This window comes from Campylobacter sp. RM16188 (genome assembly GCF_012978795.1).
GTDB lineage: Bacteria > Campylobacterota > Campylobacteria > Campylobacterales > Campylobacteraceae > Campylobacter_A > Campylobacter_A canis.
Genome location: NZ_LIWQ01000004.1, coordinates 109,550 through 119,660, shown reverse-complemented (window position 1 = coordinate 119,660; position 10,111 = coordinate 109,550). Strand labels below are relative to the sequence as shown.

Below are 10,111 nucleotides of genomic sequence, written 5' to 3'. Positions count from 1 at the left end.
AATTTTACGTATTCTCATAATTTTTATTTTAATTTCTAAAAATCTAAGAAATTTTATAGAAATATAAATTATGGCTACCGTCATCGTAATAAAAATTAAGAGGCTGATAAATAAAGCCCTTATTTCTTCTTGCGATAAATTCATCTGCTCCATTATTATCCTTTTTATCTCTTATTTAATTGGAGAATACAAGCCTGAAGTCTTATCGGTAAGCCTTTGGGTTGTTTCTTCCATTACGCTTTCTTTAACACCTATTGTTTGCAAGAACCAAGCATTAAATCTTATAATGATTATATAACCTATCAGAATATATATTACCTTCATCAGAGTAAAGCCTATCGCTAAAGCCATAGTTACTTGAAGTGTTTGGGTTATAGATGCTTCCTCTGTAATAAAAATAGCCTCAATCAGACCTGAAATCAGAGCATACAAGGAATTTACTATCTCAACCGTAAAGATAAATAGATAGCAGCTTAAGACTATTAGTAAGGGGGTAATAGTTAATACCGCCGCTTTGCCTATATAGTGCCAAATAACTTCGCTTTTTTTGCTTACCACCGCCCAGATAACGACAGCCGGAGATGCGACAAAAAATATTAACACTTCAACATAGTAAAAGGCAATTCTAAAAATAGCCATCATTGCAACAGATACCAAACTTATTGCCTCCAACATAAAATCATAGATGAAAACGGCGGCAAAGAGAGAGAGTATTGCGCCTACCGCTTTTGCCGCACCGACAACAGCAACAGTAGTAAATTTAAGCATCCTAGATACAATATTTTTATCTCCTCCTATCGGAGCGTATAAAATCTCTACTATTTTATCAACCGCATTGTTAAAAGTGCCGGAAATCATATCAAACACATTTTTAAAACCCGGAAACATAAAATATGTCGTCATAACCATACTGCTATGAATAAAGCCGTCCGTTTCGCCTGCGCTTTCGCCCATTAGGGATTGAGAATCATCTTCCGGATTGTTTGACGTTACCCTGTTTTCTCTTGCACTAGCCGCACCCACATAGCTTCTTGCAGCTTTCTTTTGCGAGCTTAGCGTATCTCCAAGCATATCGGCTTTATAAAAAGTGTATGAGATAGGAACTATGGCGGAAAAATTCCATCCGGCAATCTCTTGGGTGTGCGCTAAACGTTTAACAAAGTTTTGAATTGTTAATACCTTTTCACCATCTTTTGCCTCGCCGGTTTTTTCAAGACCAAGCTTTGCTCTTGTGGCTTGCAGGGCTTTATCCGTATATAAAAAACCGGCAACAGCCGATTGTGAGTGTTCATATATATTGCTCTCCATCTTTGCACAAAGCTCAGCGGAAATGGTTGTTGCTCCTAAATGACTTATTGTGTTTAGTGTTTTAGCCCTATCGCTACTTTTTTCTGTTAGCTTTGGAAGAGTTAATGGAGGAAGTCCGGAAAGCATATTATCAATCAAAATTCCTTTATTATTTGCTTCGCCATAAAGAGGCTTACAAAAAATAGAGTAAAATTCAACCTCTCTTTGTAAGACTAAGAAGTCTTGTTTGTTCTTTTTAAAGACTTGGTCGTATGCTTCCGCCGTATCTGCAACAACACCGCCTTTTGAGATTTGTATATAGTTTAGATATGGATAAAGGGCATAATCAGCAAGAGTGTTACCGGCTAAAACTCCCCAATGAACAAAATATTGTATAGCTGTTTGGATGAGGGTTGTTTCTCTCATTCTTTCGCCATCCCTATTAGACGGCGCACCTACTCCACCGCCGTTTAAAACAATACCTGCTTGGACTTTTTCACCTTCGGGCTTTATGAAAGAATCGTTAATCGTTAAGCCGGTAGGGACTATCGGAGCAAGAAATAAGATAACAGTGGTAATAGGAGCTATCGTCATCTTTTTCCAGCCAATGTCCGTCTTGCTGTCTTGGTCGCCCCAATGGTTGTAACCTGCTTGAACCAATTTTTGAGCGGAAAAGCCAACAAAGCCTGCAAAAAATAGCATTAAAACAATGCTGTGTTCCGCGATACGCATATTTTCAATAAAAGCTATATAAAATCCCCATACCTTGCCGTCTAGTAAATCCTGAGTAGGGCTTACGGGAACGGCTTTTTTTATACCTAAATCTTTGCCGAAGAACTCTCCGACCGTATTGATACCGTTAAGAATCCAATTATTATCAGATTTTGTAAATTCAATAGCGTCTTTAAAATTTGCGCTACCCGTTGCGGGATTAATTGCCGCTTGGCTTTTAAAATAATCGGCATCAAGGGTTACTGCTGCGCTAAAAAATTCAGAAACAGTAGGATTTGCGTTTGGTTTTGCATACATTTCTTCATATAGTTTCTTTGAAGTAAAATCCGTTACGCCAATGTCTTTTATTGAACTTCTAATGTCTTCTATTTTTATTTTGGGTTCGGCAAAGTTTATTCTTACTTCGGGATGCTCGATGTCTATTGAAGTCCAAAATCCGCCAAAATGAGAGGTTTCTTTTGTTATTTTAGTGGCTATATTACCTATATAATCAGTTACCCTAGCCTTGTTTTCCAATCTTGCAGGATTTACTTGAATGTTATAGGCATCATCCACAATTCCCTCATAACCCTCTTTGCAGCTATGATTTACTCTGGTTTCTGCGTAATGCTGATGTTGAAGCATTACGTTTTCAGGCGAAATTTTATCTTTAGCTTGAGCTTGCTCATCAATAGACTCACTATTTCCAAGCACATATTCACAAGTGTATGCGCCCGTGCTAAAGTCTATGTGCGTCAAATAGACAGAATCATCATCTTTCTGGTTGGGTCTTTCCACACATTTAAAGCCACTATAAAATTTCCTTTTGGCTTCGGCGTTTGCGGCATTAAAAGAGTATTGAAAGTCAAAAAGCCTACCCAAAGTTCCATAGCTGTTATTGTCTTTTTTATAAAGACCCGTTCCGCAAGTTCCCCACGCAATGCCGCAAAGGGCAATTAGCGCAAGAATTTTTCGTATCATCTGATTGCTCCTTCAGGTTGAGGAGGCATTGTTGTTATAGGCATTTGATGTGGTAAAATAGGTCTAGGCTGCGGAATGATATTGCCTTGAGAGCGAACATCGTCTTTTTCACTTATAGGAACTTGCTTTGCGGTAGTTCTATCTGTTTGACTTGCCTCATTCATAATGGACGTATTGATTTTAAATCTAGGCTCATCGTTTTGAATCATATTCTCAGGAGTAAAATCAATACCTCTCATACCATCTTTCTTGAAATCAACTTGCAAATCTGCAAAAAGTATAGTGTCTTTTTGGATTCTAAAAGTATAAGGTATGCTATCAAGATAAGCATTTCCCACGATGCCAACTATATTGCTAACCATTTCGATTGCAGCACCTGTGATATAATCGCTTTTATTAGGTTTTTCAGTTTCTGTTTTAGTAGGCGTTATTATCGTTCCTCCGCTACCAACTATAACATCGCCGCCCGTTTGTTTTTGTCTTGATTGAGCAAGAGCGTCAAGATATTGCTGTGCAAATTTAGTTGCCGAATTAGCGGTAGCAATACCTGTCGCCGCTAAGATTTTTTGAATTTTATAGTCATTAACCGTTGATGCTACGTTGATTGATGTTCCTATGCCATTAAGCACAACGCCTTCTTGGACTAGCAACTTTTTATTACCAAATTGAACGTAAAGCGGCGTAGCAATAAGAGCTTGAGAGAAAAAGTCAGGCGTTAAAGTTACCGCTAGCTTTCCTTGTCCGTAATCCATAAAATCGCAAGATAGGGTTGCGTAGCCGGCAACTCTTTCGATTTGCGTTTCATTTCTGAGCGTGCAATACGCCTGTAAATATCTTATGTCAGGCTTCTTTGCTTCTTCCAAAGACTTTTGTTCTTGTTTGGCTTGCAAAGCTTTGGCTTGTTGTTGGGCGTTGAGAGTTTGAGTGTAGAAATCATATCCCGCTTCAACTCTCGCTCCATTGGTATTACCGTTAAGTCTGGGCATACGTTGATAGGCTTTGTAGTGTTCATATACAACTTCAGGATAGTTGAACTGCCCTTCATCTCTCTTTTGGTTTTCTAAGTCTATCAGGCTTGATTGCTCATAAGCTCTTGTTTCAAAGCTTGTTTTGCCTGTGTTCTTTTTGCTCTCATAATCCAAACTTCCCTCTTGCCCGTTTGCTACAAGGCTAGAGCCAATCAATGCGATTATTGCCGCTGTTGTTGTAAAATTTTTATTTGTTGCCATACTTAAAATCCCTCGCTATATCACCGAATATATCTTTTTTCCCTGCATTTTCTTGTATGATAGTAGGATTGGTAAGATTTTCGTTTGTGTGTTTTACATCAAAGCTCTTTTTTTCAGCAAGCAAAGAGTGCATTTTTTCTACACCCCAATTTAGCTTATAGTTGAAAAAATCGGCATTATTTTTTTGTATCTTATAAACAATGGCTCTATCTTTGTCTATTGTATCAAAGACATAGCCGCTATTAACACCTTTCCCAAACACTTGGTTTTCGTGATAAACTTTTGCACCACAACCTGTTAAAAAGACCACAGCAAAGCAGCCAAGAATAGTATTTTTTATCATTTTGATTTTCCTTTGTATTCCGTGCTTGGATAGAATTGATTGCTTGCTTCTATATTTTTGTTGAGTAGGCTTCTATCGCCATAATTATAGTTTTGAGATACGTTAAAACGTAAATTTTGATAATCCACTTGTCCAAAAGCAGAATCACGAGTGATGTAAAAACTTACTCCGTTAATCAAAATAACATCGTAGTCGCCATCTTTTTTAAACGCTTTTATCATATTGTCGCCGTTTAAAGTAAAATATCTTTTTAAGACTTCAAGAGGACTAAATTTTATATCTCGAACATAGCGATAGTTTAAAGATAAATAGTTATCATCAATTACGTATCTATTAAAATACTCATCCTTATACACGACTTGATTGTATTTTTGGATGATAATGTTTGTATAGTATGTCCTTTGGGTATCTCTAAAGGTTACTAGGATATTTCCATTGACAAAATCTTTAGATGGCTGAATCATTAATAAATTTTGAGCAAAATTGAAAGTGTCCATATTGACAGATGATTTTACATATAAAATTTCAGTGCCTTCCGGGAAGTTGATAGAGGTTAAAAAATGAGGATGAATATATAAAACATCGGTATTTTTTAGCTGTCTTACGCTAGCTTCTATCAAAAAATTTAAGTCAATAGTTTCAGTTACTATCTTAGAGTATCTGTCTTTTTTCCCTAAAACATTTTTTGAAAAATTCTCGTTCATATTTAGTTCAAATCTATCCTTCAAGATTTGAGGGTTTGAAAATTTTAACCTATCTTGCTTTGTTTCGTGAGGATAAGATAGCCCCAAAATAGGTATAGGTTTGCCTTCTGCGTCATATTGCTGCGGTTGCTGCTGCTGAAAGAATGCAGAGTCTGTATCTACCGCAAAAATATTTTGTGCCGAAAATAAAATTAGTGCCAATACAATACTTTTTTTCATTTCTTGCCTTCTTCAATTTTTAGAAGATTTATTAAAAATTTAACTTCTTTTTCATCAATACCTTCAATATATTTTGCGTTTTGCAAAACAACATCCAAAAGTTCATTGTGAGCTTTTAGTCTGTCTTGCTTTATATTTGCACCAAAAACAAAGATGCTTTCACCGCGTAAAATATCTTCTGAATTAGCCTTGATTGATGATTCTACTTTTGATGTTTTCTCAAATTTAGACACTTTTGAGCTTAAGCTGCTCGCATCAAATTCAGAGCTTTTTATCTTGTTTATCTCTTGTAGCGGCAAGGTATATTCCGTAATTGTTCTTTTTTCAAAAACATCAGAGCCAAAAAGCAAAGTTGCCGTTAAGCCTAGTGTCAAAAAAGTTTTATTCATAGTAATCATTATATTCATCCTTTTTACTGTTTTTTTTCATTTGTTGAGCTTTACGTCTTTCTCTTTGTATGCGCTGCTGCTCTCTTTTAGCTTTCATTTTATTTATAGCTTCTTCAGAGCAAATATCCTCTTTATAAGCTACTACTAAAATTCCTTTTCTGTCTTTTGGGCTAAACCAAAACACTCTATCTTCACCATTCTCATTTTTAGGTTTTTTTATATACCCTATTTTTGTCGTTATAACAGGAATAACAACTGAAAGAAGAAAGTATAGGGCAACATATAAGACAAGACTGCCAGAAAGCCCTTTTATTCCGGTAGTTTTAAATATGAAAAAGATGGTAAAAAGAAAATTGATAAACATTCCGAAAGCAAAAATCTTTTTGTAGCCAAAGCCGTAAAGTAAGATATAGCAAATAGCCGTAAATATACCAAAAAGCGATATATGATTAAGGACGAAGCCGTTTTGAGAAACAACAAACAGACAAAGTAATCCCAATAAAAAGACAGCGATGAAGTCCCCGCCTAGATATAAAAATTTATGCAGACCGCTTAGACTTGATATTTTATCAAGAGCTACTCTATCAAATTCATATTTCCCTTGAAAAAACCATTCCTCGCCATCCTCTTCAATCGTCATATCCAACGCAGAGATATTTTGCCAAAGAGGAATATATACTATTCTGTTTGAAAGTATCTCTCTAAAATAATACTCTTTAGTTATTCCACCATCGTTACCCATTTGTAAATCGTTCCTGCGCTAGTTTTATTGTTATTTATTCTATTAATGATATAAGTAAAAGTGCTGTTGCCTTCGTTGTTTATGATTTGAAAGGTGCTATCTTTCTTCTCACTTAAAATTTTTAAACTCATTAGCTTTCTAAAACTCATAAAAGGCAAATTGTCATTGTTGCTCTTGTTATGTCTTTTGATGGCTGCACTAAAATCCGCCTCAAGCCCTTTGTAGTTGATAAAATCTTCAACGGGTCTAAATTCTTGAAGCATAATATATTCATCTTCAACAAAAGGCATTCTAAAAATAGAATCATCATCTATTCCGTTTTCTAAAAGCTCTTCTCTTAGAACGCTAGCCATATATTCACCTTGTAAATCTACATCAAAGCCCACCAAAAAATAAACTTTTTCATATCCATTCGCAAGAGCTTCCTCTCTTGTTTTTAAAATTTCTTTAAAAACTTCATTGTCAGAAAGCTTTGTGTTGTTTTGATAAATTCCCGGCTCTTCTGTTTGCTTGACGTTTAGTGGAATTTTCATATCAAAAATTACCACTTTTTGATTAAGCTCGTGATTGCTATGGCTGGCAATTAAGGATTCGCTAATCAAAATAAAAAAAGAGTTCATTTGCAATTCTTTAAAAATTTATCTTTTCCAATTACCATAGGCTGACCGCCTATTGCTGACACTATCGCATTATTTCCTTCAAAATGCACATCAACCTTAAGATGCTTATTCTTGTAGAAATCATAAACAGGCTCACTCTTGTAAGTTCCGTCCTGTTTTTTAATCAACTGAGTTCTGATTCCTGTAAGTTGTTCAAAATTGCACTCCATTGTTTCAAGCGCACTGCTGGAATTAATAGTAGATGTTCTTGATGCAGATTGTTTTGCCTGTTCAGCCGGAGCTTGTTGAACTACGTTGATAGCTTCTTTTTCAGGAGCTTTAATTTTTGTTACGCTGCTATTGCTTTTTGTTCCTGAAGCTATTTTCGTATTAGCGGTAATATCAGGATTATAAAATAGCTCGTCTATCGACATAAAGCCCTCTTTTGGATATTTAATTCTTGCTATCAATTTTTTGGTTGAATAGTCATCGAATTGGACTATAAACTGAGTGCCTTTTTTGTAAATTTTAGTAAGCTCGAAGCTACAATTTGTATGCTTGAAAATATCGCCCTTGTTGTAAATTTGGTCGTTATATTTAAATTGCAATGTTTCTAGGTTGAAAAGTCCGTATTTTTTAATATTATAAATTGCACTTACAAGACAATCCGCTTGCGTATCTTTAGTTTTAGATGTTGTCTTGGCGGGTTGTTTTTTCTGTTGAGTTTTTTTAGACTTGATTTTAGGTGAAGTTGTTATACTTTGTGTTTTAATATTCACACCTGTTTCAAGCCCTATCATTTGTCCTTGAGCAAGAGGCTCTTTGCCGTCAATGTATCTTATTTTTTCTATTGTAACAACTTTTACGGGGGTATTTTTAATTGTTTCAATAGCGTTTAATTCAATATTTTTTTGTAGCAAATTAAAATGAGTGTAGTCTAAATTTGTATTTTTCAGCTTAATTGCGCCCGCATTATAGGCTCTTAGCTTATCAATTAGCTCATCAGCTTGGTTTTCAAAGCTAAAGCTTCCATATAAGATAAAGTATCTATTGTCGGGATTTTTTATAATAATAGGCAAATCTGAAAGCACGTGTGAGCTAATGCTCTTTAAAAATATGATTTCATAAAGGCTACTATTTGTTACATCTCTAAGAACTAAAAATTTACCATCCAGACCAAGAACTTTCGAGCCATTTTCAATTCCTGTTGAAAGTTCATTATTAATTTGAGATATGGTATCTTTAATTCCCTCTTTATAATACTCATAGCTAGTAACTTGCTCATATCCCGGGTTGCTTATAATATGATACTCTTCATTTCCATTAAAATAACCAAATGCGGATACTGAAGCAAGAAGTGTAGCTGCTATAAAAGATTTTTTCATTTTTTTAAGTCCCCTTTTTCACCCTCTACCTTGCTTTTCTCTCCTTCTTCGATTGCTAGCAGATAGTTTGGATTTATTCTTTCATCTCTTATAAAATAAATAGGCTCTAGCCCGTTAATCTCATCACCATTTATGGTTTTTATACCAATTAAAATATTTTTAACCGCCTTTAAAAAGTCTATTTTGTTATCGGATAAAGGCTGAGTCGTTTTCAAATTTACAATATTGTTTATATCTTGGATGCTTAATTTATCTTTGACAAGTTGAGAAGTTCTTAATAGAACGCTGTCATCAAGATTTACAGGAATCAAAAATAGATTGTATTTTTGTATTAAATTTTTATAACCGTCTTTAAAAAATATATAGTTGAAGTCCTTGCTGTTTGGGCTAATGACAATATATAGATTGTCTTTATCAGCATTTGCCTTGTCTATTATAGGGATAGCATATTTTTTTAGTTCATTTAAAGCCTGAGAAGGAACTATATTCATCTTTCCTCTTAAAAGTAGTGCCTCGTCAAAAGTAGTGTTTTGACTTCCATTTTGTATGAGGTCGCCACCGATAATCACAGAATCATCACTCACGGCATATACAATATTGATTTCGTTAGTGTTTTTGCTCTTGTAGCCTATCTGCAAAATAGTTTCATTTGCAGGAAGCGGTTTAACGCTTACTATTATGATGTCGTCAGGGGAAATTCTGTTTTTTGCCAATACGCCTTCGGCAATTCTTATGTATGTCTGTTCGTCTATTTCGGCTAAAGCTTGAGTTGAGAACAAGATGCCACAAAACAAGGCTGGGATGATTTTTTTTGCTATTTCCATTTTTTGTCCTAATGATATAGAGAGGTTGCCCTCTCTAAAAATTTTAAATATCAAGGTTAAAATTATTGAACTAGCTGCTTCCAGAAGTCCATAACTAGGTAATCCCACATTTGCATAAATTCCTTTCCTGCAAAAACGGAACCGAAAATACCGTATAGAATAAAACAAACCACTATGCCTGCTATAAAGCTTGCAAATATTTTGCCGTAACGAGATGCTTTTGGCTCTGTTTGCCCGTTGCTTTGCTCGTCTTTTTGTTCCAAGTAGCCTTTGATTCGGAAAGCCATAAAGAATCCCAATCCAAATGGTAATAGGGCAAAAATCCATCTCCAATTTTGGATTGTCTTGATTACAGTTGTTTCTGCACCCTTACCCGCCTCGTTAAGCTTTGTCAAACCTTCGCCTGCCGGATTAGCTCCACCACCTGCTGCAAAAGCCTCAACAGCCGTTAAGGCGATTAAAGCTAAAATAAGAACCAAGCCTTTATGTTCGCTTAGAAAGCCAAATAATGTTCTTCCCGCTCTAGCAATTCCTTTACTAAACGAAAAGAGCATATCTTCTTTTGTTTGATATGTAGTAGCCGCTTTGACCATTTACATTCCTCCTTTATATAAAAAATTTTAAACAGCATTTTAACATTTTTTTTATAAAAAACATAGAGTATTATAAAAAAGTAATAAAAAATTGCACTTTTTGTT

At 35.2% G+C, this 10,111-nt stretch carries 10 protein-coding genes; all 10 read right to left on the bottom strand.

Going from position 1 to position 10,111, the window contains the following annotated elements:
• Positions 1-171: 171 nt before the first annotated feature.
• The 10 genes from CDOM16188_RS03590 to CDOM16188_RS03545 all read right to left on the bottom strand — a co-directional run bounded on the left by CDOM16188_RS03590 (position 172) and on the right by CDOM16188_RS03545 (position 10,006).
• Positions 172-2,979, bottom strand: a complete 2,808-nt coding sequence (locus CDOM16188_RS03590; protein WP_172199015.1) for a hypothetical protein — start codon at positions 2,977-2,979, stop codon at positions 172-174.
• Entirely contained in the window at positions 2,976-4,208 is a 1,233-nt protein-coding gene (locus CDOM16188_RS03585; protein ID WP_172199012.1) for a hypothetical protein, read from the bottom strand. Before CDOM16188_RS03585 ends, CDOM16188_RS03590 begins: the two co-directional genes overlap by 4 nt.
• Positions 4,195-4,551, bottom strand: a complete 357-nt coding sequence (locus CDOM16188_RS03580) for a hypothetical protein (protein ID WP_172199009.1) — start codon at positions 4,549-4,551, stop codon at positions 4,195-4,197. Before CDOM16188_RS03580 ends, CDOM16188_RS03585 begins: the two co-directional genes overlap by 14 nt.
• Positions 4,548-5,474 carry a hypothetical protein gene (locus CDOM16188_RS03575; protein WP_172199006.1) on the bottom strand — a complete coding sequence of 309 codons (927 nt, stop codon included), beginning with the start codon at positions 5,472-5,474 and terminating at the stop codon, positions 4,548-4,550. The genes CDOM16188_RS03580 and CDOM16188_RS03575 overlap by 4 nt, the downstream gene beginning before the upstream one ends.
• Positions 5,471-5,872 (bottom strand): hypothetical protein, encoded by a 402-nt coding sequence (locus tag CDOM16188_RS03570; protein ID WP_172199003.1) that lies wholly within the window; start codon positions 5,870-5,872, stop codon positions 5,471-5,473. Before CDOM16188_RS03570 ends, CDOM16188_RS03575 begins: the two co-directional genes overlap by 4 nt.
• Positions 5,856-6,605 (bottom strand): hypothetical protein, encoded by a 750-nt coding sequence (locus tag CDOM16188_RS03565; protein WP_172199000.1) that lies wholly within the window; start codon positions 6,603-6,605, stop codon positions 5,856-5,858. The genes CDOM16188_RS03570 and CDOM16188_RS03565 overlap by 17 nt, the downstream gene beginning before the upstream one ends.
• Positions 6,584-7,225 (bottom strand): hypothetical protein, encoded by a 642-nt coding sequence (locus CDOM16188_RS03560; protein ID WP_172198997.1) that lies wholly within the window; start codon positions 7,223-7,225, stop codon positions 6,584-6,586. Before CDOM16188_RS03560 ends, CDOM16188_RS03565 begins: the two co-directional genes overlap by 22 nt.
• The gene (locus CDOM16188_RS03555) at positions 7,222-8,589 is read right to left on the bottom strand and encodes a hypothetical protein (protein ID WP_172198994.1); all 1,368 of its coding nucleotides are present in this window, start codon (positions 8,587-8,589) and stop codon (positions 7,222-7,224) included. Before CDOM16188_RS03555 ends, CDOM16188_RS03560 begins: the two co-directional genes overlap by 4 nt.
• A complete protein-coding gene (locus tag CDOM16188_RS03550; RefSeq protein WP_172198991.1) occupies positions 8,586-9,413 on the bottom strand; it encodes a hypothetical protein in 828 nt (275 codons plus the stop codon). The genes CDOM16188_RS03555 and CDOM16188_RS03550 overlap by 4 nt, the downstream gene beginning before the upstream one ends.
• Before the next feature lie 62 nt (positions 9,414-9,475).
• Positions 9,476-10,006, bottom strand: a complete 531-nt coding sequence (locus tag CDOM16188_RS03545) for a hypothetical protein (RefSeq protein ID WP_172198988.1) — start codon at positions 10,004-10,006, stop codon at positions 9,476-9,478.
• Positions 10,007-10,111: the final 105 nt, after the last annotated feature.